The 22,657-nt window shown below is 41.6% G+C and carries 19 protein-coding genes; 2 read left to right on the top strand and 17 right to left on the bottom strand.

Annotated features, from left to right (window positions below; all coding sequences use genetic code 11):
• Positions 1-28: 28 nt before the first annotated feature.
• The 11 genes from G592_RS0103790 to gap all read right to left on the bottom strand — a co-directional run bounded on the left by G592_RS0103790 (position 29) and on the right by gap (position 16,464).
• Positions 29-3,571, bottom strand: coding sequence for a hypothetical protein (locus tag G592_RS0103790; RefSeq protein WP_028246635.1), 3,543 nt, complete (start codon positions 3,569-3,571; stop codon positions 29-31).
• Positions 3,572-3,685: 114 nt separating this feature from the next.
• A complete protein-coding gene (gene sstT, locus G592_RS0103785; protein ID WP_028246634.1) occupies positions 3,686-4,939 on the bottom strand; it encodes a serine/threonine transporter SstT in 1,254 nt (417 codons plus the stop codon).
• A gap of 123 nt (positions 4,940-5,062) precedes the next feature.
• The gene (gene purB / locus G592_RS0103780) at positions 5,063-6,517 is read right to left on the bottom strand and encodes an adenylosuccinate lyase (protein WP_028246633.1); all 1,455 of its coding nucleotides are present in this window, start codon (positions 6,515-6,517) and stop codon (positions 5,063-5,065) included.
• The gene (purF, locus tag G592_RS0103775) at positions 6,510-7,955 is read right to left on the bottom strand and encodes an amidophosphoribosyltransferase (RefSeq protein WP_028246632.1); all 1,446 of its coding nucleotides are present in this window, start codon (positions 7,953-7,955) and stop codon (positions 6,510-6,512) included. The genes purB and purF overlap by 8 nt, the downstream gene beginning before the upstream one ends.
• Positions 7,956-8,003: 48 nt before the next feature.
• Positions 8,004-8,870 carry a phosphoribosylaminoimidazolesuccinocarboxamide synthase gene (locus tag G592_RS0103770; protein ID WP_028246631.1) on the bottom strand — a complete coding sequence of 289 codons (867 nt, stop codon included), beginning with the start codon at positions 8,868-8,870 and terminating at the stop codon, positions 8,004-8,006.
• A 67-nt stretch (positions 8,871-8,937) separates the two neighbouring features.
• A complete protein-coding gene (gpmI, locus tag G592_RS0103765; RefSeq protein ID WP_028246630.1) occupies positions 8,938-10,482 on the bottom strand; it encodes a 2,3-bisphosphoglycerate-independent phosphoglycerate mutase in 1,545 nt (514 codons plus the stop codon).
• Positions 10,483-10,526: 44 nt separating this feature from the next.
• Positions 10,527-11,909 carry a CapA family protein gene (locus tag G592_RS15575; protein ID WP_081660304.1) on the bottom strand — a complete coding sequence of 461 codons (1,383 nt, stop codon included), beginning with the start codon at positions 11,907-11,909 and terminating at the stop codon, positions 10,527-10,529.
• Positions 11,896-13,143: a tetratricopeptide repeat protein gene (locus G592_RS0103755; protein WP_028246629.1), complete on the bottom strand. Its 1,248-nt coding sequence runs from the start codon at positions 13,141-13,143 to the stop codon at positions 11,896-11,898. Before G592_RS0103755 ends, G592_RS15575 begins: the two co-directional genes overlap by 14 nt.
• A gap of 129 nt (positions 13,144-13,272) precedes the next feature.
• Entirely contained in the window at positions 13,273-14,019 is a 747-nt protein-coding gene (gene tpiA, locus G592_RS0103750; RefSeq protein ID WP_028246628.1) for a triose-phosphate isomerase, read from the bottom strand.
• A 122-nt stretch (positions 14,020-14,141) separates the two neighbouring features.
• Positions 14,142-15,365 carry a phosphoglycerate kinase gene (locus tag G592_RS0103745; RefSeq protein ID WP_028246627.1) on the bottom strand — a complete coding sequence of 408 codons (1,224 nt, stop codon included), beginning with the start codon at positions 15,363-15,365 and terminating at the stop codon, positions 14,142-14,144.
• An 82-nt stretch (positions 15,366-15,447) separates the two neighbouring features.
• Positions 15,448-16,464 carry a type I glyceraldehyde-3-phosphate dehydrogenase gene (gap, locus tag G592_RS0103740; protein ID WP_028246626.1) on the bottom strand — a complete coding sequence of 339 codons (1,017 nt, stop codon included), beginning with the start codon at positions 16,462-16,464 and terminating at the stop codon, positions 15,448-15,450.
• 172 nt (positions 16,465-16,636) lie between these two features.
• Between gap and G592_RS0103735 the strand changes: the two genes are divergently transcribed.
• Positions 16,637-17,443 (top strand): histidinol-phosphatase HisJ family protein, encoded by an 807-nt coding sequence (locus G592_RS0103735; protein WP_028246625.1) that lies wholly within the window; start codon positions 16,637-16,639, stop codon positions 17,441-17,443.
• 37 nt (positions 17,444-17,480) lie between these two features.
• Here the strand turns inward: G592_RS0103735 and G592_RS0103730 are convergent, their stop codons facing one another.
• A complete protein-coding gene (locus G592_RS0103730) occupies positions 17,481-17,987 on the bottom strand; it encodes a shikimate kinase (protein WP_028246624.1) in 507 nt (168 codons plus the stop codon).
• A gap of 147 nt (positions 17,988-18,134) precedes the next feature.
• Between G592_RS0103730 and aroD the strand changes: the two genes are divergently transcribed.
• Positions 18,135-18,899 (top strand): type I 3-dehydroquinate dehydratase, encoded by a 765-nt coding sequence (gene aroD / locus G592_RS0103725; RefSeq protein ID WP_028246623.1) that lies wholly within the window; start codon positions 18,135-18,137, stop codon positions 18,897-18,899.
• Here the strand turns inward: aroD and G592_RS0103720 are convergent.
• From G592_RS0103720 to ispF, 5 genes are read right to left on the bottom strand one after another with little or no spacing between them, the layout of a single operon-like run.
• Positions 18,896-19,483 (bottom strand): sigma-70 family RNA polymerase sigma factor, encoded by a 588-nt coding sequence (locus G592_RS0103720; protein WP_028246622.1) that lies wholly within the window; start codon positions 19,481-19,483, stop codon positions 18,896-18,898. The genes aroD and G592_RS0103720 overlap by 4 nt on opposite strands.
• A gap of 18 nt (positions 19,484-19,501) precedes the next feature.
• Entirely contained in the window at positions 19,502-20,251 is a 750-nt protein-coding gene (gene rlmB / locus G592_RS0103715) for a 23S rRNA (guanosine(2251)-2'-O)-methyltransferase RlmB (RefSeq protein ID WP_028246621.1), read from the bottom strand.
• A gap of 2 nt (positions 20,252-20,253) precedes the next feature.
• Positions 20,254-20,694 carry a Mini-ribonuclease 3 gene (locus G592_RS0103710; protein WP_028246620.1) on the bottom strand — a complete coding sequence of 147 codons (441 nt, stop codon included), beginning with the start codon at positions 20,692-20,694 and terminating at the stop codon, positions 20,254-20,256.
• Positions 20,679-22,106 carry a cysteine--tRNA ligase gene (cysS, locus tag G592_RS0103705; RefSeq protein ID WP_028246619.1) on the bottom strand — a complete coding sequence of 476 codons (1,428 nt, stop codon included), beginning with the start codon at positions 22,104-22,106 and terminating at the stop codon, positions 20,679-20,681. Before cysS ends, G592_RS0103710 begins: the two co-directional genes overlap by 16 nt.
• Positions 22,106-22,657 carry a 2-C-methyl-D-erythritol 2,4-cyclodiphosphate synthase gene (gene ispF / locus G592_RS0103700; protein WP_028246618.1) on the bottom strand — a complete coding sequence of 184 codons (552 nt, stop codon included), beginning with the start codon at positions 22,655-22,657 and terminating at the stop codon, positions 22,106-22,108. The genes cysS and ispF overlap by 1 nt, the downstream gene beginning before the upstream one ends.

Raw genomic sequence — 22,657 nt, 5'->3', positions numbered from 1 at the left:
CCTGCCTTTTGGCAAGGGAGTTATTTCATTATTTGGCAGCCTCTAATCTTTTCAGCCGTCTTACTTTTCTAACCTTTTTCAAAACAATGTAAAATACGTCAAGTCCAACTAACGCCCAGAAAAGAATCGGCCATTGGTTGGCTATAAAGAACTTTATAGGATTTCCTTGTTTTTCATCTGTGACCTCTGCCTGTGATTCTTCACTGGCTACTGGTACAAACGGTGTGCGAACCAAAAGATACGTTGAAAACTGTTCTGAACAGATGGTAACTGTCTCAGCATCTTCATCCATATCGCTTAAAAGCGCGCTTTGACCATTGTGTACTCGTATCATATAAAAGATATCTGATATATTTTTAAGGTCATCAGGTAAAGCGAAAACAAACTTTATTGGCTGCAGTGTCTCAGTGACTTCCTTCCAATCGTGATCGCTGAATTTGTAGGATATATTTATTTCCATATATCCTGCTTTTGTCAGATTAGGATAATCACCACTGTACTCAGTAAAACTATTTTCAAAAACAGTTTTCTCTTCTGCTGATATTCTATCTTCAATAACAGAATCTGCAGCTATCTTTAACTCAACTACTCCACCTCTTGAGATTAAATCGATCTGCTCCTCTGTAAGGATTCCTTTAGCCACGCCATAAGCATCAGGTAAAATTACCCCTGAATCTATTTTTTCCAGTTCGATGATAATAACACCTTTTCCTACTACAAGGGCTATAGGGACATCATTTACAGCAACCTGAATGCCTGTATCCAATGAAGGGTCTAAAATTGCATTTGCATCTACCAGTTCTCCCTTTGACTCCTCTAATACTTCTTTTAAAGTGGTTTTGATATCCTGTGGAAGAGTTTTCCATAATTCATCCTTATCAATAAGATCAAAATCTAAATCCGATACCTCTTCCTCTTCTGTATCTTTCTTAACACTGGTGACCTTCTTGGCACTCTTTGTAGTGGTTCTCTTTGCTGTAGTCTTAGTTTTTACTGTAGTTTCTTCCTTTTTTGAATCAACTTTTACTGTCACATATTTGCTGGCAAAATTTGAACCTGTGGCAGCCACTCGCACTAAATAGGTACCTGCTTTAACTACAGTTTCGCCAGGTGAAGCCTGAGTATAAGATGAAGAGCCACTCAGTTTATATTCCATTGAAGGGCTTGTACCAATTATCTTGCCATCAGCTGCAGTAGCACTTGATGCACTTTCTGTGGAAAGATTACCAGGACTTGCAGGTCGTTCTGGAATACTAACACGTACCCATGAGCTTGCCTCCTGCCAGTCAGAAGCTTTCTTCCTTCCGTAAATATATTTAGCACTGCTTCTATCCAGAACACTTGTCAGCTTTAGGCTTGATGAACCAGATGAACCAGAGCCTGTAGAAATCTCATAACCTGAACTAACAGCTACTACCTCCATAGGATAATTGTAGCTAAGGTGTCCTCGTATTTCTGATTCCCCAATGGAATCCCCCGGAGCCTTCTTTACTGGGCCCACATAATCCGAAGATACTGTTATGGCATTTGCTGGATGTCCTTCTCCGTCCACATTTGCAGCCTGTGTTACCTTTACAGTAATCCTCTTATTATATGTGCTTGAAGGCAAAGTAAATCTTGTGGCTGTTGCACCACTGATGGCAGTACTGTTTGCATACCACTGATATGAAAGTCCAGGGCCGGCATTTACCTGTACCTCAAGGGTATCACCAACAACAGGCTGAGTTCTGGATGCGGTAATATTCACAATAATAGGTTTGCTTTGGGCTGTCAGCTCAACAAACTGCCTGTGTACTGTATACTCTGCTGTCTTTCCGGCAAAGGAGGTGTCGCTGGCTGCATATCTTACCACATACTTACCAACTTTTACTTTGGTGTATGAATCGTTTGCTCTGATATAAGTTGTTTCTGATGCAAGCCTGTATTCCATGGCAGCGGTTGTTCCCACCAATCCACCATTATCCCAGTCAGTAACCACAGCATTTTCCACACTTAATACTGGTGCCGCTGGTCGTTCTGGAAGAAATACAGGAAGCCACTCACTTGCAGGCGATGTCTCTGTAGCCTTTCTTCTGACATAAACTACCCTGTTTACTTCTCTATCTAGTATTTCCGTGATAACTAAAGATGCCTGCCCTTCCAATACTGAATCGGACAAAGCCACCTCATAATCAGCTGTCACATTAATAGTCTCGTTTACATAATCATATATAGTGGCTGCTGTCACTTCTTCAGTAGTAATAGTTCCAACCACTTTACCCACTACAGCAGGAGTTGCATCAGACATAAGAGAAATATCCGTACCTGGTCGGCCTTCTCCTGCAGCATTGCGAGGCTGTGTAGCCTGTACCCTTATGGTCTTTCCAAGTTCTCTTTCTGTTAATACAAGAATCTGCTCGGTGGCACCTTCTATAGGCGTATCATCTGCATACCATTGCCACTGAATACTTGGCAATGCATATGTAACACCTGTCAGTCGGTCTCCCACCTGTGGAACAGCATTACCATTGGCATTTACTATAAATGGTTTTGTAGTCTCTTCGAGAATAATAAAATCTGTAAAGACTGCAACTATAGAATCAACATTTGCAGCTGGCATTATGAATTCGTAATTACCATCCAGATTCATTACAGCATCTATATTACCTGTACTGGCTGTAACGGTAATAGATGAAAGAATGCATCCCACCTTTGATGTTACTGCCAAAACTACCTTGTCGCCCACACAGGCATTAGCATTACCTTCAGCTATAGAACCTGGCTGCTTAATGATACTTTGAATCTGAATGCTACACTCTGTCTGCTCTGTTGTAGGAGTTGCTATGGTGTAGCTTATTATTTCTGCCGAGGCTTCTACTACTGCATTTCCCTCTGGTTGGGTAAACTCATAGGTATTACTTTCTATAGGTGTAAATGATATTTCAGAAAATGTATCTGCCTCTGTTGGCTTTACAGTAAGACTCTTTAACCTGTATCCATCATCTGGTCTGGCTAAAATTGACACAGTATCCCCAGTAGCTGGATTACAATTTGATATTTCAATTGATACATGCTCAATACCATCTCTTACAGATATTGTCCACTTGTCATCTTCTCCCGTTGAATCACCAGTCCCATCCTGACCATCCTGATTATCATCTCCGTCTGGGTCATCTCCATCTGTAGTGCCTGCACCACTTTTTAGTAGTTTGACAGATTTCTTTTGGCCCTCTTTATTTTGACCATCCTCATCAGCAGTTTCCTCTGACGATTTTGGCACCTCCCCATTTACCTCTTCTGTTCCCTCAGGCTTTTTTTCTTCCTCTGTACTTTTACCTTCACCAGGTACAGCTTCTTCTTCGACTTTTGGCTCCTCTTCAGACTTTACCTCTTCTTCACCCTTAGGCTCTTCTACAGGCTCAGCTGGTTGTTCCACCTCTTCAGCGTTCCCAGCGCTCATTTCCAAAATAGTGCCTATATTTAAGTCCAACTCGTCTGCTTCAGTAAAAAGGAATTCTTTATTTAAATACGTATGAACCAGCACCACAACCATAGTCAGTGCCAATATTCGTATAAGATACTTTTTATCCATTTATTTTCACCGCCCCATAATAATGTAGGATATATTCCATTACTATATATCGGCAAAAAAAATCCCAATGTGAAGCACTAAGCCCACATTGGGATGGATAAAAATCAATAAAAATTAGATATCAAGTTTGGTATCTCCGCCTAAAAATGTAGGAAGTGATTTACCCTGCTTTTTCCACTGAGCATACTCTGCTGTAGCGGCAAACATAACATCACCAGATGAGTTAAGAGCAGTCTCAACAGAATCCTGAACTACACCGATGATAAATCCAACAGCTACTACCTGCATAGCTACATCAGCATTAACTCCGAACAATGAGCATGCCATTGGGATAAGAAGGAGTGAACCACCGGCAACACCTGAAGCTCCACATGCAGCAAGAGTAGCGATGAAAGCAAGGATAAGTGCTGTGGCAAATGAAACCTGAATTCCTACTGTATTTGCAGCTGCAAGTGACATTACTGCGATTGTAATAGCAGCACCGTCCATGTTGATTGTAGCTCCAAGAGGAATTGAAACTGCATACATTTCAGGATCCATACCAAGCTTCTCACAGAGCTCCATGTTTACAGGTATGTTAGCAGCTGAGCTTCTTGTGAAGAATGCTGTCACACCTGATTCTCTAAGGCATCTAAATACAAGTGGATATGGATTTCTTCTAAGAACGATTGCTGCAAGAAGTGGATCTACAATAAGTGCAACTGCAAGCATACATCCTACAAGAAGAATTAAAAGCTTTCCATAATCTGTAAAGATAGACATACCATTTGTAGATACGTTCTCGTAAACAAGACCCATGATACCAAATGGTGCAAGGTTGATAATCCATCTAACTGCCTGTGATACGATATCAGCGATATCAGCCAGCATCTGCTTTGTGCTGTCACTGGCAATTCTCTTTGCCGAAACACCAAGAACTACTGCCCAGAAAAGAATACCAATGTATCTTCCCTCTGCAAGTGAGCTTACAGGGTTTGATACCATAGTCTTAAGAAGGTTTGCAAGAACCTCTCCTACGCTTGTAGGAATAGTATCTGCGCTGGCAGCTTCTGTAAGTGTAAGTGTCTGTGGGAAGAGGAAGCTTCCGATAACAGCTACTACAGATGCAAGTAAGGTACTAGCCATGTAAAGAATAAGAACAAGCCCAAATCTTCTATCAAGCTTATCATTACCCTGAGCAAGTGCAGAAATAACAAGGACAAATACAAGCACTGGAGCTACAGCCTTTAAAGCTCCTACAAAGATGCTTCCAAGTAATGCGATAAATGACAGGTTATCAAATAATAATCCAAGGATTACACCTATCACTAGTCCTATTACAATTCGCAAAATAAGACTTGTACTGTTGTACTTTTTTATTAGTTCCATATTATATTTCTCCCTTTTTATAAAATATTGATTTAATTCTAGCGCTTTAAACCGATAAAGTAAAGAAGTAAATAAAAAAGTGACTCCGAAATTTCGAAGTCACTCTTAAATCAACATTTAAAATTATACGTTAATCTCAGCCTTTACACCAAGGATATCCTTGTTTGCATCAAGGATAGGTGTAATAACATCACGAAGGTAAACCTCTACCTGACGTGGGCTACGGCCAACGTAGCGGGCTGGCTCCATTGTAGCCTCAAGCTCCTCAAGGCCCATTGGGAACTCATCATCTGCTGCGATAAGCTCAAGAAGATTGTTCTCCTTACCTTCTACCTTTACGTTCTTTCCAGCTTCCATAGAAAGAGTTCTAATCTTCTCGTGAAGCTCCTGTCTGTTACCACCAAGCTTAACAGCATCCATCATGATGTTCTCTGTAGCCATAAATGGAAGCTCAGACATAAGACGCTTTGTAATAACCTTATCGTAAACTACAAGACCATCTACTACGTTAAGGCAAAGGTCTAATACACCATCAGTAGCAAGGAATCCCTCTGCGATAGAAAGACGCTTGTTAGCTGAATCATCAAGTGTACGCTCGAACCACTGAGTAGCTGATGTGATAGCAGGATTAAGTGCATCAATCATTACGTATCTTGAAAGAGATGCGATTCTCTCGCTTCTCATAGGATTTCTCTTGTAAGCCATAGCAGATGAACCAATCTGGCTCTTCTCAAATGGCTCTTCTACTTCCTTAAGGTGCTGAAGAAGACGAATATCGTTTGACATCTTGTGAGCTGATGCTGCAATGCCTGCAAGAATGTTGCAAACTCTTGTATCTACCTTACGTGAATATGTCTGGCCTGATACTGGGTAGCAAGACTCAAATCCCATCTTCTTTGCGATTGTAGGATCAATCTTATCGATTGTGTCGTTGTCTCCGTTGAAAAGCTCAAGGAAGCTTGCCTGTGTACCTGTAGTACCCTTAGAACCGAGAAGCTTAAGTGTAGAAAGCACATAATCAAGGTCCTCAAGGTCCATAACGAACTCATTAAGCCAGAGTGTAGCACGCTTTCCTACTGTTGTAGGCTGTGCTGGCTGGAAATGAGTAAATGCAAGTGTAGGCTGATTCTTATACTTATCAGCAAATGCTGCAAGCTCTGCAATTACATTCACAAGCTTCTTTCTGATGAGAAGAAGTGCATCGCGCATAATGATGATATCTGTATTATCACCAACGTAGCAGCTTGTAGCGCCAAGGTGAATAATACCTGCAGCCTTAGGGCACTGCTTGCCATAAGCGTATACGTGACTCATTACATCATGTCTAACTTCCTTCTCACGAGCAACAGCTACATCATAATTAATATCCTCGATGTGCTGCTTCATCTCGTCAATCATCTCCTGTGTAATGACTGGCTTGCCGTCCTGAGAAAGGCCAAGCTCCATCTCAGTCTCTGCAAGGGCAATCCAAAGTCTGCGCCAAGTAGAAAACTTTTTATCCTGTGAAAAGATGTACTGCATCTCCTTGCTTGCATATCTCTCTGAAAGTGGGCTACTGTATCTATCTGTGTTACTCATCGTATTCTCCTCTTATATCATGTTTTGGTGGTTCTATTGGGTAGTTTCCATCGAAACATCCATGACAAATGTCTAATCCATCAACCATCTGTGGCAAACGTTCAAAATTCAGGTATGCCATTGAATCAGCTCCAATAATCTTGCATATTTCATCTACTGAATGCTTGTATGCAATTAGCTGCTCTCGACATGGTACATCTGTACCGAAATAACAAGGCCATAAGAATGGTGGTGATGCAATACGAACGTGCACCTCTGTTGCACCAGCATCTCTAAGCATCTTAACAATGCGGTCAGATGTAGTACCACGAACGATTGAATCATCTATCATAATGATTCTCTTTCCTCTTACAACCTCTCTTAAGGCATTAAGTTTTACCTGAACAGATGACTGTCTGCTGGCCTGCTTTGGCTTTATGAAGGTTCTGCCCACATAACTATTCTTTACGAAGGCTGTTCCATAAGGAATGCCAGACTCAAGAGAAAATCCCTGGGCAGCAGCATTTCCTGATTCAGGAACACCAACAACTAAGTCCGCCTCAACTGGAGAATCCTGAGCAAGGAATCGACCAGCCTTAATTCTTGATTCATAAACAGAAATTCCATCTATATCAGAATCAGGTCTTGCAAAATAAATGTATTCAAAAATACAGCGACCGTGCTTTGATTTATCTACACATCTGCTCTTGTCAGATTTGATTCCAAAATCTGGAGAAATAGTAACAATCTCACCTGGCTCAACATCGCGAACAAATTCTGCTCCGATTGTATCAAGAGCGCATGTCTCAGATGCGATAACATAAGCATTATCACGCTTACCAATACAAAGAGGTCTGAATCCCTGTGGATCACGTGCAGCAATAAGCTTTCGAGGCGACATTACTACAAGAGAATATGCTCCCTTGATTCTGTCGCAGGCTCTTGCAACAGCTTCCTCAACTGTGGTGCTGTTAAGACGCTCTCTTGCGATAATATATGCGATTGTTTCTGAATCGATAGTTGTCTGGAAAATAGCACCTGTCATAGAAAGCTCATCACGAAGCTCTTCAGCATTGATAAGATTTCCATTGTGTGCCATTCCAAGAAGTCCCTTTACATAGGAAAGTACGAGAGGCTGCGCATTCTCACGGCAAGATGAACCTGCTGTAGAATATCTGGTGTGACCTACACCGATATCTCCGTGCATTCCCTCTAAGATTTCCTGATTAAAAACTTCATTAACAAGGCCCATGTCCTTATGCAAAGCATAGTTACGCTTTGGACCATTTGTGTCTGATACGGCGATACCGCAGCTCTCCTGTCCTCTGTGCTGTAAAGCAAAAAGGCCATAATAAATAGAGGAGGCAACGTCCCCACCGTCGAAATCATACATAGCAAAGACGCCGCACTCCTCATGCAGTCCGTCCCATGGCATGTCCTTTAAGTTAAAATCTCCCATTAATTACTCCTATTACAGTGTTAGTCATTTCAAAGCTACTAACAGCCATTAGGCTGCTAATTCTTTTCCAGTAAGAAGCTTGTATGCCTCAAGGTACTTATCGATAGTCTTGTCGATAACATCCTGTGGAAGGAGGTAATCAGACTCTGGATTTGCCTTGAGCCAATCGCGTACAAACTGCTTATCAAAGGATGGCTGACCATGGCCTGCCTCATATCCCTCTAATGGCCAGAAACGTGAGCTGTCTGGTGTAAGCATCTCGTCGGCAAGTACAATATTGCCTGCCTCATCAAGACCAAACTCAAACTTTGTATCTGCAATGATGATACCCTTTGTAAGGGCATAATCAGCACACTTCTTATAAAGAGCAATTGTATTATCACGGAGAGCAGTAGCGTACTCTAAACCGTGACCAGGAAATTCCTTTTCAAGAACTTCAATGGAACGCTCGAAAGAGATATTTTCATCATGATCACCAATTTCTGCCTTAGTAGAAGGAGTGTAGATAGGCTCAGGGAGCTTATCAGATTCCTTAAGACCTGCTGGAAGCTCGATGCCACAAACAGTACCGTTCTCCTTGTAGCTAGCCCAGCCAGAGCCTGTGATGTAACCGCGAACGATGCACTCGATTGGAAGCATTGTAAGCTTCTTGCACATCATTGACTTACCCTTGTACTCCTCGTTTTGGAAGAACTCAGGCATATCTTTTACATCAGTTGAAAGCATGTGATTTGGAACGATGTCCTTTGTAAGGTCGAACCAGAACTTAGACATCTGTGTAAGAACAGCACCCTTATTAACAATCTTATTCTTTAAAATTACATCGAATGCAGATATACGATCTGTTGCCACCATGATAATGCTATCTCCGTTATCGTATACTTCTCTTACTTTTCCCTCTTTAATTGGTTTCATAATCAAATCCTCTCTCTTTTTATTTAGTTTATTTTAATCGCTCAGCCCCCTAAAAGGGGGCGAACAATTATTTCTTAATTAAAAGTGACTTACCAGTCATCTCCTTTGGCTGCTCAAGACCCATGATCTCGATAAGTGTAGGAGCGATGTCACACAATGCGCCGCCTTCACGAAGTGTGTAATCACTATCATAATTAACTAAGATAAATGGAACAGGATTTGTTGTGTGAGCTGTGTGTGGCTCTCCTGTCTCATAATCTAACATCTTCTCAGCATTTCCGTGGTCAGCACAGATGAATAATGCTCCATCCATCTCCTTAACTGCCTCTACTGCCTCTCCTACAAGTGAGTCAACACGCTCTACAGCTGCAACAGCTGCCTCTATGACGCCAGTATGACCTACCATATCTGGGTTAGCAAAGTTGATAACGATAACATCGTACTTGTTAGACTTGATAGCGTCTACAAGCTTTGCGCCAACCTCTGGAGCCGACATCTCAGGCTTAAGGTCATATGTAGCTACATCCTTTGGTGAGTTAACAAGGATTCTCTCCTCGTCCTTATTAGGCTCTTCAACACCACCGTTGAAGAAGAATGTAACGTGTGCGTATTTTTCTGTCTCAGCAAGTCTAAGCTGCTTTAAACCATTGTTTGCAAGGAACTCGCCGAAAGTATTTGTAATGCTCTCCTTCTCGAAAGCAATGTGCTTGTTAGGGATTGTCTCATCATAATCCTTGAAGCAAGCATAGTATAAATCAAGGAATTCTCTGTCGAATCCTGTGAACTTATCATCGCAGAATGCTCTTGTGATTTCACGAGCACGGTCTGGACGGAAGTTGAAGAATACAACTGAATCGCCGTTCTTTACAACTGAAAGTGGTGCACCTGCAGCATCTGTGATAACTGTAGGAAGTACGAACTCATCTGTAACTCCCTCATCATAAGAAGCCTGCATAGCATCTGGAACTGAAGTAGCCTTAACGCCCTCACCCTTAACAAGTGAGTCATAAGCCTTCTGTACACGATCCCAGTTGTTATCTCTATCCATAGCATAGTAACGACCAGAAATAGAAGCGATTGCACCAACGCCAATCTCGTCCATCTTAGCCTGAAGCTGTGCTAAGAAATCCTTACCAGAAGCTGGTGGTGTATCTCTACCATCAAGGAATGCATGAACGAATACCTTTGTAAGACCGTTCTTCTTGCACATCTCGAGCATACCGTAAAGGTGCTCAATGTGGCTGTGAACGCCACCGTCTGAAAGAAGACCCCAAAGGTGTAAATCAGAATCGTTCTTTTTGCAGTTTTCAATTGCCTGAAGAAGAACCTTGTTCTCGAAGAACTCGCCATCATTGATAGCCTTAGTGATTCTTGTGAGATCCTGGTAGATGATACGGCCTGCACCGATATTCATGTGACCTACCTCTGAATTTCCCATCTGGCCATCTGGAAGACCAACGAACAAGCCTGATGCCTGGCCCGGAACAAATGGGCACTCAGCCATAAGCTTATCCATAACAGGTGTCTTTGCCATTGCAATGGCGTTTCCCTTTGGATTGTCATTGAGACCATATCCATCGAGAACCATAAGTACTACAGGTTTCTTACTCATAGTAATTCCTCCTTAAATGCCTAGTGTGTTACTAGTCCATTATTCTATTGTTTTTTTGTAATGTGTCCCATGGCGTCTATCGCAGCTGTGCTTGAAAGACTATTGAGACCGTCTATGATATCGCTATATGCTTTATCGTCTTTATTTAAAAGGCTCGTGACACCTGATGTAAATTTGCATGGAAAGAAATTTGCATCAATCTGTCCGTCCTTAGAAATCTTAATCTGAGCTAATCCAGTCTGATAATCTGCTGGCATCTCTCCTGTAATGGAGAACCAATAATTTCCAAGGCTGTAGAAAATAGGAACATTATCCATATACTCTACTGTCTGTAAGCAATGGGTGTGACCGCCAATGATAACATCTGCTCCTGCTTCCACAAAGCTTCTTGCAAGTGCTACCTGGTCTTCACCGTAATTGGCATTACCTTCTGTGCCCCAATGTGGAATAACAATAACATAATCCGCATTGGCTTTGGCCTCTCTGATCACATCACAGAAAATCTCTGGATGAAGACATTTTAGAACGCCTGGCAATGTGTCAGTAGCCTCCTGTGTAAAACTAAGAGTGCGTTCTATCTGTGTGGCAGAACAAATAGCTATCTTTCTGCCTCCTGCTATAAAATAGACTGGCTTTCTAGCTTCATCTAAATTCACACCTGCCCCTACAAAAGGCATATTAGCACCTTTCAGTGTATCAAGTGTGTCCTTAAGACCAGTCTCGCCGTAATCAAATACATGGTTGTTAGCAACGCTAACAATATCAACTCCAAGCTCCTCTAAAAGAGAAACTCTGCTAGGGTCTCCTCTGAAGGTATATGCTTTTCCCTCAAGAGCAGCTCCTCTTGTAGTGTAGGCAAACTCGTTATTTATCATCAAAATATTAGCCGAACGCATTTCTGCCAATAAGTCCTCGGAGAAACAATCTGTAATTCCACCTATCTGATGATCCATATATTCTGTGGTTGCTACACCATTTGCAAAAGATATATCGCCTGTGAAATCAAGCACTATATCCTCGCTATCTATATCTACTTCATGGATTCTGTCAAAAGAGTAATTTTCTATTCCGGTACTCTTACAATATTCGTACCATAGAACGTGAATACTTTTGCCTGTAAGCTCATACCATATTTCTGGTGTCTCAAAATTTGCGTAGCTGGCAATCTCCTGGACAATATCGTCCCCATACTCATGAGTGACCATTGATAAAAAGGTCTCATCGATAGGATGACCGCCTATAAACGCTCTTGTACTATTATTCAGAATGGTATCCCAAGCATCACTTAAGTCTGCTATTTGTATTTTTTGTGGTTGGCTCTCTTTTAGTTTCGCATATGTCTCCACATTTGTCTCTTTTATGCCGCATCCAACTAGTAATAAAGTGAAAAACATAATCATAGCTAAGCCATAACTACATTTCCTCATTTATCTGTGCCTTTACTCGGACAACAGCCTCCGTCGCTCCTTCATAACCTGAATTTGCAGCCATTTCGTAATAGGATAAAGCTGTTTCCAAATTCCTCTCAACCCCGTATCCGTTTTCGTAAAGAAAACCTAGATTAACCTGTGCGATTGCATATCCCTGCAATGCAGCAAGTTTTTGATAATAAACTGCTGACGCGAAATCCACATCAACCCCAAAACCATTGTAATAAAGATATCCGATTTGATTAAGTGCCGGAGCAAAATCAAAGTCCGCTGCCTTTAAGTAGTACTCCATGGCTTTCTCGTAATCTTTATCAACTCCAATGCCCTTTTCATACATCTGACCGATATAATAGCTGGCCTTTGGGGAAGAATTATCTGATGCCACAGTGAAATGTTCCAAGGCTGCATCGGTATCAACACCAACGCCGTAGCCTTTTATGTACATAAGACCGATGGCAATATTAGAAAGATTAATTGAATCTCTGTCATTTAATGCCGTGCTAGTGCTTCTGACTACTCTATTGTAATAGTCATAAGCCTTTTTGTAATCCTGAGTGACTCCGATTCCCTTTTCATAGATGTATCCAAGATAATAGCCACCATCCAGGTCGCCTGCCTGCTGAGCTACTATAAGCAACTCAACTATCTGCGAAAGCTCATTTTCTTCTGGCTCCTCAGAATCATCCTTCTTTTTGGAAGTCTTCTCTTCTGACTTTTCCTGGGATTTATCTTCTGTCATCTCATCAATATCAGCTAAAGCTGCTTCGTAGTCGCCTTTTTCCAAAAGTACTCTGGCAAGACCGACCTTTGCATTTACCGAACCTGCATCTATTGCTGATTTGAAAAGCTCTTCTGCTTTATCAAGGTTTTGATCAACACCGGCACCTGTAAGATAGAAATAACCAAGTGCATCGGTACCATCAACACTGCCCGAATCAGATGCCATCTGATACCATGAAATGGCCTCTGCGAAATTCTGCTTAACATCCTCGGTGCCATATTCCAGCATCCTGCCAAGCATAACCTGAGCTTCGGTATCGCCCTGATAAGCAAGTACCTCTAACTCACTATAAGAAAGGACCGTGTAGTCCTCAACCTCTACATCATCGAAAGCAACCTGCTCAGTGGTATCAACTGCATCTTCTGCCTGCTCAGCATCCTCTTTACCACAAGCCGTCATTGCTAAAAAACAAAATCCTGATATAAGGAATAAACGAGATAATCGTGTCATAAAAAACTCCTTTGGGCACAAAACGTCCATCAGCGCAAATTATATCATAAAACTCAAGGGTTTTGAATAAAAAAAATGCACTAGAAACCTAGTGCATTTATAAAAACTTTAGGAGTTTTTTATTACTAATTAAGCGTTAACAATCTTACCAAAGTCTGGCTTAAGAGAAGCACCACCGATAAGACCACCATCGATGTTTGGCTTGCTGAGAAGCTCAGCTGCATTACCAGCGTTCATAGAACCGCCGTACTGGATACGAACAGCCTCTGCTGTTGCACCATCATAAAGCTTAGCAATAAGCTCACGGATGAATGCACAAACTTCTTCAGCCTGATCAGCTGTAGCTGTCTCACCTGTACCGATAGCCCAGATTGGCTCGTAAGCGATAACAAGGTTCTTAACCTGGTCAGCTGTAACACCTGTAAGATCCCATGTGATCTGTCTCTCGATCCACTCCTTGTATGTGCCAGCCTTGCGAAGTGCAAGTGACTCGCCACAGCAAAGGATTGGTGTAAGACCAGCAGCGAATGCCTTCTTAACCTTTGCGTTGATAAGGATATCATCCTCACCAAAGATATCTCTTCTCTCAGAGTGTCCCATGATAACGTACTTAACACCAGCGTCTACAAGCATAGGAGCTGAAATCTCGCCTGTGAAAGCACCCTTATCCTCGATGTAGAAGTTCTCAGCACCAACGTTTACGTTTGTGCCCTTTACAGCCTCTACTACAGGAACGATATCGATTGCAGGTACACAGTATACTACGTCTACATCATCGTTCTTTACTAAATCTTTAAGCTCAGCAACAAGCTTTACAGCCTCAGAAGGTGTCATGTTCATCTTCCAGTTGCCGGCAATAATTCTTCTTCTTGCCATTTTAAAAATTCTCCTTATTTATTAAAATTTTTCATTTTTCTAAATTCCAAGGCAATAAACAGGCAGCTGTACTAGGTACTGCAACTGTTTATTAACGCCGGAATTTTGGAAAATGTAAATTTTTATTTATCGTCTGCAGCGTAAACGCCTGGAAGCTCCTTACCCTCAAGGAATTCAAGAGAAGCTCCACCACCTGTAGAGATGTGGCTCATCTTGTCAGCGAATCCCATCTGGTTAACAGCTGCTGCTGAATCACCACCACCGATGATTGTTGTAGCATCTGTCTCAGCAAGAGCCTTAGCAACTGACTCTGTACCTACAGCAAGTGCTGGGTTCTCGAAAAGACCCATTGGTCCGTTCCAAAGAACTGTCTTAGCTGTCTTAACCTTGTTAGAGAAAAGCTCTACTGTCTTAGGTCCGATATCGCAACCCATTCTGTCAGCAGGCATCTTCTCTGAATCATATACTGCAGTCTCAACTGGAGCATCGATTGGATCTGGGAACTCTGCAATTGTAACAGCATCTGTAGGAAGAAGAATCTCCTTACCCATGCTCTTAGCCTTCTCAAGCATCTCCTTGCAGTAATCAAGCTTTGTATCATCACAAAGTGATGTACCGATTTCATAACCAAGTGCCTTCTGGAATGTGTAAGACATACCACCACCGATGATAAGTGTGTCACACTTCTCAAGAAGGTTGTTGATAACGTTAAGCTTATCAGCTACCTTTGCACCACCAAGAATTGCTACGAATGGACGTACTGGATTCTCAACAGCGTTGCCAAGGAAGTCGATTTCCTTCTGCATAAGGTATCCAACTACGTTAGAACCACCCTTAGCTGTGATGAACTTTGTAACACCAGCTACAGAAGCGTGAGCTCTGTGTGATGAACCGAAAGCATCGCATACATAATCGTCTGCAAGATCAGCGAGCTCCTTAGAGAATGCCTCACCGTTCTTTGTCTCTTCCTCGCCACGGAAACGAGTATTCTGAAGAAGAACTACATCTCCTTCCTTCATAGCCTCAACTGCCTTTGTAGCAGCCTCGCCTGTTACGTTGTAATCAGAAACGAATGTAACTTCCTTACCAAGCTTCTCTGAAAGACGCTTAGCTACAGGAGCAAGTGACTCGCCCTCGTTAGGACCATTCTTTACCTTACCAAGGTGTGAGCAAAGGATAACCTTTCCACCATCAGCGATAAGCTTGTTGATTGTAGGAAGAGCTGCCTTGATACGTGTATCATCTGTGATCTCGCCAGCCTTAAGTGGTACATTGAAATCACAACGAACGAGAACGCGACGGCCCTTTACGTTGATATCATCAACTGTCTTTTTGTTTAATGCCATTTTTCTATTCCTCCTTAAATAAAAAGGGGTCCGGTCCATGTGGACCGGACCCCTAATAAAGTCGTTAATTTCGATAAACGAATTAAGCTAACTCTGAGAAGTACTTAATTGTACGAACCATCTGTGATGTGTAGCTGTTCTCGTTATCATACCAAGAAACAACCTGTACCTCGTACTGATCATCAGAAACCTTAGAAACCATTGTCTGTGTAGCATCGAAGAGAGAACCAAATCTCATACCTACGATATCTGAAGAAACGATTTCATCCTCGTTGTAACCGAATGACTCGTTAGCTGCTGCCTTCATAGCTGCGTTGATACCCTCAACAGTAACATCCTTCTTGTTTACTACTGCTGTAAGGATTGTTGTAGAACCTGTTGGTGTAGGAACACGCTGAGCAGATCCGATAAGCTTTCCGTTAAGCTCTGGGATAACAAGGCCGATAGCCTTTGCAGCACCTGTTGAGTTAGGAACGATGTTAACTGCTGCTGCACGTGAACGACGAAGATCACCCTTTCTCTGTGGGCCATCAAGTGTCATCTGATCACCTGTGTAAGCATGGATTGTTACCATGATACCAGACTGGATTGGAGCGTACTTGTTAAGTGCGTCAGCCATAGGTGCTAAGCAGTTTGTTGTACATGAAGCTGCTGAAATGATTGTATCAGAAGCCTTAAGTGTTGTGTGGTTTGTATTGTAAACGATTGTAGGAAGATCGTTTCCTGCTGGAGCAGAGATAACAACCTTTCTAGCACCTGCATTGATGTGAGCCTGTGCCTTTTCCTTTGATGTGTAGAATCCTGAACACTCAAGAACTACGTCTACCTTAAGCTCACCCCATGGGCAATTGTTTGCATCTGGGAATGCATAGATCTTGATTTCCTTACCGCAAACGATGATAGAATCATCTGTGCAAGAAACCTCATCTGCGTGCTCGTACTTTCCCTGTGATGAATCATACTTTAAAAGATGTGCTAACATCTTTGGGCTAGTTAAGTCGTTGATTGCTACTACTTCGTAACCTTCTGCACCGAACATCTGACGGAATGCAAGACGTCCGATACGGCCAAAACCGTTAATTGCTACTCTTACTGCCATTTTTAAATCCTCCTAAAGATTCTTTTAAAATATTAATTTTCTGAAGCGCCTCAAAAAAGCACCCCGTATGTACTACATTTTAAACAAAACCACTTTATAATTCAACCCCAAAATGAAATATTGTTAAAAAATTCTCAATCTGCTAGAATTAGCCTCAAAAGGAGGCAGAATTATGTTTTGGGATAATCACATGCACAGCAATTTCTCAGGCGACTCCGATGCTGCTCCTATCGATATGATAAATGCAGCCAGAGCCAAGAAGCTCAGAGGAATCACCTTCACCGATCATATGGATTTAGACTATCCACCTAAATATGGTTTCTTCGAACTAGACCCATACAGCTATTATGAAGCTCAGCACAAGCTTGCTTTGGAGCAGTCAGATGCTAATTTCACAGTGCTCACCGGAATTGAGCTTGGCATCCAGCCTCACATCGCTGATGATATATATAAGGTAGCTAAGGATATTCCTTTTGACTTTATAATAGGAAGTACCCACCTGATTGATAAGCAGGATCCATATTTCGACACCTTCTGGGAATCAGGGGATGCCAGACAGCTTCTCACCCGTTATTATGAGTGTGTTTTAGAAAATATTTCAGCCTTTACTGATTTTGATACTGTGGCTCATCTTGATTATGCATTCAGATATGCAAAAGATTCTGCAGTAAAGGAAGATACTCATCAGCCTTATTATGAAATCGTAGATGAAATTCTTAACAAAATTATTAAAATGGATAAAGCTTTGGAAATCAACACCGGCGGACTCAGAAAAGGACTTTCCAATCCTAATCCAACCAAATCAATCATAAAACGCTATCACGAATTGGGCGGAAAAATGATTACACTTGGAGCAGACGCACATATGCCTGAGCATGTGGCAGCTGATTTTGAAAAGCTTCCAGAATTGTTAGCTGATTGCGGATTTAAAGAATTCGTAGTTTATAAAAACAGAAAGCCTGAGGCTTATCCTTTATAGGAAAGCCTTAGGCTTTTTCATTTAAATTCATAACTTACTATTTAAATACTTCACTGTAGACTTCATCTGCTATCTCGCCTACAGCTCTATTGTCGACACTAACAGTAACATCTGCAGCACGGTTATATTTATCTTCTCTTTTACTCATCAGCTCACGGATGAAATCTACATTTTTATTTCCCTCAAGAAGAGGTCTGTTATGACTATTTTTAACACGTTGTAAAATAGTTTCAGGAGTAGCATTGAGAAGAACTACTTTTCCACTTTTTCTCATCTCATCAACATTTTCTTCTCTAAGTACAGCACCGCCTCCACAAGAGACAACAACGTTATCTTTTTTCTGCAAATCTTTAATAAGCTGAGTCTCCAAATCTCTGAAATATTCCTCGCCTTTAGTGGCAAAAATATCAGAAATGGCCATCTGCTGCTCTTTTTCAATTTCAGCATCCATATCTACAATCTGCATATCGTATTTACGTTTCAAAGCCTCTGCGATTGTAGACTTTCCTGTGCCCATAAATCCTATTAAAAATATATTAGACATAGTCCCTCTCCGTTAGTATTAATAATATTTTTCTAATGCTACCAAATATTCAAATAAATTAAAAGAGAATTGCTAGTTTTTAAACACTAATTGTGATACTCTCTATTGTAAGATTTTTAGTAACGTATTTACGGAAAAGAGGCTGGCATGAATAACTGCATTGATATCAGAGGTGTAAAAATCGGCGAAGGCATTCCTAAAATATGCGTACCTATTGTAGGTAAAACTTCAGGGGAAATACTAGAATCCGCCTTGGCATTAAAAGAAATAAAACATGACCTGGTTGAATGGCGAGTGGACTTTTTTGAAAACGTTCTTTTCCCTTCAGCCGTATCAGACATTTTATATAAACTCAGAGACATTTTGGATGATACTCCACTTCTATTCACTTTCAGAACAAAAGTAGAAGGCGGCGAGCTTGAAATCAGCAAAGAGGAATATCTTCAAATAAACCTTAATGCAATTGACACCGGTCTTATTGATTTAGTTGATGTGGAGCTATTCACTGGAGATGATTTGGTAAGCTCCATTGTTGAGGCAGCCCACAGAAGAAATATAAAAGTAGTTGTCTCAAATCATGATTTTGAAAGAACTCCGGCAAAAAAAGAATTAATATCAAGACTTCAGCGCATGCAGAACCTTGGGGCTGACATCCCAAAGATTGCTGTGATGCCTGTTGATAAAGCAGATGTGCTCACTCTTTTAGGTGCCACTGAAGAAATGGTTACCAATTATGCCGACAGACCAATCGTCACCATGTCCATGAGTAAAGTCGGTGTCATCAGTAGAATTTGTGGAGAGTTTTCCGGTTCTGCCATCACCTTTGGTTCTGCAGGCAGCGCGTCTGCCCCAGGACAGATACCAGCAGATGACCTTTCAGATATAATTAAAAAAATGCACGAGTACTTCTAAAGTACCCGTGCTTTTTGTTTGATTCTTGTAAGTGTATTATCTATAGATTTTTCCGGTTTCTCAAGCTTGACTGCAATTTCCTTGTAATCGTAATCCTGCATGTATAAATCAAAGACCTTTTTCTCCATTGGAGACAAAGCTTTTTTCAATCGTTCGATTAAATCCAGATTTTCCTCTGCTTCAATAATAAGCTCTGCAGGATCGTCGGATGTAAATGTAGGCTCATCCAATTCTCCTCCATCCTCATTATATATAGAAACATAAGCATTTAATGGAGAATGCTTTTTTCGATTGCTGGCCTCAATCGCCTTTATCATCTGTCTGTCGATACAGAGCTGGGCAAAGTGATAAAAGGTTACTTCAGAACTGGTATCATAATCTCCAATAGCTCCAAAAAGACCTATCATACCTTCCTGAATAAGGTCCTCATTTTCTCCACCAATCAAAAAATATTTCTTTGAAAGCTTCAAAACAAGAGGCTTATATTTTTCGCAAATATAATTTACAACAGCTACATTTCCTGACTGGTAGATTTTTACCAGCTCCTCATCGGAAAACTTGCCGTATTCTTCTCTCAGGTCCATCTTTAACCCCCGCAGGAATTATTTTGCTTTGTTGATTCTCTGTCTAACAACCTCGTAAGCTAAAACACCACATGCAACTGACGCATTAAGAGAATCGATATCTCCATACATTGGAATGCTGGCAACCATATCACAGTTCTTCTTAACAAGCTCAGAAACACCGTGACCTTCATTACCAATAACAAGACCTATAGAGCCTGTAAGGTTAAGGTCGTACATTGTAGTGCCGCCCATGTCTGCGCAGACAAACCACATCCCCTGCTCCTTAAGCTCTTCCATTGTCTTACTAATATTTGTAACCTTAGCAACTGGAGTGTAGTTGATTGCTCCGGCAGAAGCCTTTGCAACAGTAGCTGTAAGACCAACTGCACGATGTTTTGGAATAACTACGCCATGAGCACCAGCCTGGTTTGCTGTACGGATAATAGCACCAAGATTGTGTGGGTCCTCAATATTATCAAGGATAATAAGGAATGGATCCTCACCCTTTTCACGGGCTGCAGCTAAAATATCATCAAGCTCTGCGTAATCATAGCTTGCAGCATAAGCGATAACGCCCTGGTGCTTACCTGTCTCTGAAAGCTGGTCAAGGCGCTCCTTCTTTACAAAGCTGACAACAGTGTCCTTACTCTTCTTAGCTTCTCTAAGAATAGTCTGAACTGGGCCATCCTTGCAGCCTTCCAAAACAAATAAACGGTCTATAGTTTTTCCTGATCTAAATGCCTCAAGAACGGCATTACGACCTTCTACAATTCTACTTTCTTCCATATTTACTCCAATATATCTAATTCCAAACGTTCAATACCGAGATTCACCAGCTCACATACACGGTCCATATTTCCTGTGAGATAAAGATATCCCATCACTGCCTCAAAGCCTGTAGCTTCAAGATAATCCATAGTGGTGGCATTCTTAGCCTTTGTGTGTGGCTTTGAATTGCGACCTCTGCGATACCAGTCAGCCTCTTCCTCAGTGAAGTCCTCCATGAGAGCAGCTGCCATCTTGGCCTGTGTAGGCGCTTTAACAACTGAACTGGTCCTCTGATGAAGCTTGTTTACCGCGGTATTACCCTTATTAACAAGGATAGAACGAATCACCACGTCAAATATGGCGTCTCCAATGTATGCCAGTGTCAGTGGTGAATATGTTCTTATATCCTTAGGTTCAATGTTAAATTTTTCGTTCAAATAATCATTTAAACCAGATGCCATACTACTCCTTCACGAGTATCCTTAATCTCTACACCCTTAGCTAAAAGCTCATCACGGATTGCATCTGCTGTTGCAAAATCCTTAGCCTTCTTAGCTTCTGCACGACGAGCGATTGCATCGTTAATAAATGCTTCAAGCTCAGCATCAACATTGCTGCCAGCCTCGTTAAGAGCCTTTGCGTGACCAATCAAATCAAGTGAAAGTACTCTGTCAAAGCTCTCTACAAGAGCAAGCTTTGTAGCATCATTTGTATCTGCCTTTAATGCATCATAAAGGATTGTGATAGCCATTGATGTATTTAAGTCGTTTGCAACTGCCTCGCAGAACTTATTCTCAAACTCTGCTTTAACTGCCTCATCAACAGCACCCTCAGCCTTAAGCTCAGCCACTCTCTTTACAAGCTTGTTGTATGCCTGAACTGTGTTATCAAGATTCTCCCATGAGAATACAAGTGGCTTACGATAGTGCGATTGTAAGCAGAAGAATCTGTAAACAAGTGGATCGTAACCCTTCTCCTGAAGAACTGAAACAGTAAGGATAGCGCCCTTTGACTTAGACATCTTTCCTGACTGGTCATTAAGGTGATTGCTGTGGAACCAGTAATTACACCACTTGTGACCAAGGTATGCCTCAGACTGAGCGACCTCATTAGTATGATGTGGGAAGATGTTATCAACACCACCACAGTGAATATCCATATATTCTCCAAGGTGCTTCATTGAAATGCATGAGCACTCAATATGCCATCCTGGATAACCAACGCCCCATGGGCTGTCCCACTTGAGAGCCTGATCCTCGAACTTAGACTTTGTAAACCAAAGAACGAAGTCTGTCTTGTTCTTTTTGTTTGTATCCTCTTCTACATCATCACGAACTCCAACCTCGAGAGCTTCCTTTTCAACTGATGATGAAAATACGTAGTAATCCTGAAGCTTACTTGTGTCGAAATAAACATTTCCACCTGCAACATATGCGTAGCCCTTCTCAAGAAGAACCTCTACCATATGAATGAATTCTGGAATGCAATTTGTAGCTGGCTCAACAACGTCTGGACGCTTGTTTCCTACTGCATCGAAATCCTTGAAGAAAGCATCTGTATAGAACTTTGCAATCTCCATAACTGTTTTGTGCTCACGCTTTGCACCAGCAACCATCTTATCTTCGCCAGTATCAGCATCGCTTGAAAGGTGACCTACATCTGTGATGTTCATAACACGTTTAACATCATAGCCTGCATACTCTAAAGATTTGATAAGAGCATCCTGCATGATATATGTACGGATATTTCCGATGTGCGCGAAATGATAAACTGTAGGGCCGCATGTGTACATTGCCACCTTACCCTCTTCATTAGGCTTAAAAACTTCTACATTTCTAGATGCTGTATTATAAAATTTAAAATCCATTTTCATTACTCTCCTTTATTTCTAGCGCAACCACCGCAAGTCTCGCAGCTGCGTCCACTGTCAAATACTACATTGCTTCCGTCGTAAAACTCGTAAAGCAAACAGACAGCCTGTGCGCTAATTCCCTCTTCTCTACCTGTGAAGCCAAGATGCTCCTCTGTAGTAGCTTTTATATTGACCTGATCAACATCGATGCCCAAACATCGTGCAACGTTTTCTTCCATCTGCTCAATGAATGGTCGAAGCTTAGGTCTTTGAGCGATAACAGTAGCGTCCACATTTCCTACCACGTAACCCTTGTCCATAACAAGCTCACGAACCTGTTCCAAAAGCTTCATGGAGTCAGCCCCCTTGTATTTAGGGTCTGTATCTGGAAAATGAGCGCCTATATCCTTTAAGCCTGCTGCTCCGAGAACAGCATCAGCTATAGCATGTAAAAGTACATCAGCATCTGAGTGGCCTAAAAGACCGAGTGTATGGTCAATTTTCACGCCGCCTATAATGAGGTCTCTGCCCTCTACAAGCTTATGTACATCATAACCTGTACCTATCCTCAT

This window comes from Pseudobutyrivibrio ruminis CF1b (genome assembly GCF_000424005.1).
Taxonomy (GTDB): Bacteria; Bacillota; Clostridia; order Lachnospirales; family Lachnospiraceae; genus Pseudobutyrivibrio; species Pseudobutyrivibrio ruminis_C.
This window is presented reverse-complemented; position numbering and strand designations above follow the sequence as displayed.

Coding starts and splice junctions, on each gene's coding strand:
- G592_RS0103745 (WP_028246627.1), bottom strand. CDS start 15,365: ATGGCATTAAACAAAAAGACAGTTGATGATATCAACGTAAAGGGCCGT.
- G592_RS0103755 (WP_028246629.1), bottom strand. CDS start 13,143: ATGACACGATTATCTCGTTTATTCCTTATATCAGGATTTTGTTTTTTA.
- rlmB (WP_028246621.1), bottom strand. CDS start 20,251: ATGGAAGAAAGTAGAATTGTAGAAGGTCGTAATGCCGTTCTTGAGGCA.
- sstT (WP_028246634.1), bottom strand. CDS start 4,939: ATGGAACTAATAAAAAAGTACAACAGTACAAGTCTTATTTTGCGAATT.
- purF (WP_028246632.1), bottom strand. CDS start 7,955: ATGGGAGATTTTAACTTAAAGGACATGCCATGGGACGGACTGCATGAG.
- cysS (WP_028246619.1), bottom strand. CDS start 22,106: ATGAAAATGGATTTTAAATTTTATAATACAGCATCTAGAAATGTAGAA.
- G592_RS0103790 (WP_028246635.1), bottom strand. CDS start 3,571: ATGGATAAAAAGTATCTTATACGAATATTGGCACTGACTATGGTTGTG.
- ispF (WP_028246618.1), bottom strand. CDS start 22,657: ATGAGGATAGGTACAGGTTATGATGTACATAAGCTTGTAGAGGGCAGA.
- G592_RS0103735 (WP_028246625.1), top strand. CDS start 16,637: ATGTTTTGGGATAATCACATGCACAGCAATTTCTCAGGCGACTCCGAT.
- gpmI (WP_028246630.1), bottom strand. CDS start 10,482: ATGAGTAAGAAACCTGTAGTACTTATGGTTCTCGATGGATATGGTCTC.
- gap (WP_028246626.1), bottom strand. CDS start 16,464: ATGGCAGTAAGAGTAGCAATTAACGGTTTTGGCCGTATCGGACGTCTT.
- aroD (WP_028246623.1), top strand. CDS start 18,135: ATGAATAACTGCATTGATATCAGAGGTGTAAAAATCGGCGAAGGCATT.
- purB (WP_028246633.1), bottom strand. CDS start 6,517: ATGAGTAACACAGATAGATACAGTAGCCCACTTTCAGAGAGATATGCA.
- tpiA (WP_028246628.1), bottom strand. CDS start 14,019: ATGGCAAGAAGAAGAATTATTGCCGGCAACTGGAAGATGAACATGACA.
- G592_RS0103720 (WP_028246622.1), bottom strand. CDS start 19,483: ATGGACCTGAGAGAAGAATACGGCAAGTTTTCCGATGAGGAGCTGGTA.
- G592_RS0103710 (WP_028246620.1), bottom strand. CDS start 20,694: ATGGCATCTGGTTTAAATGATTATTTGAACGAAAAATTTAACATTGAA.
- G592_RS0103730 (WP_028246624.1), bottom strand. CDS start 17,987: ATGTCTAATATATTTTTAATAGGATTTATGGGCACAGGAAAGTCTACA.
- G592_RS0103770 (WP_028246631.1), bottom strand. CDS start 8,870: ATGAAACCAATTAAAGAGGGAAAAGTAAGAGAAGTATACGATAACGGA.
- G592_RS15575 (WP_081660304.1), bottom strand. CDS start 11,909: ATGAGGAAATGTAGTTATGGCTTAGCTATGATTATGTTTTTCACTTTA.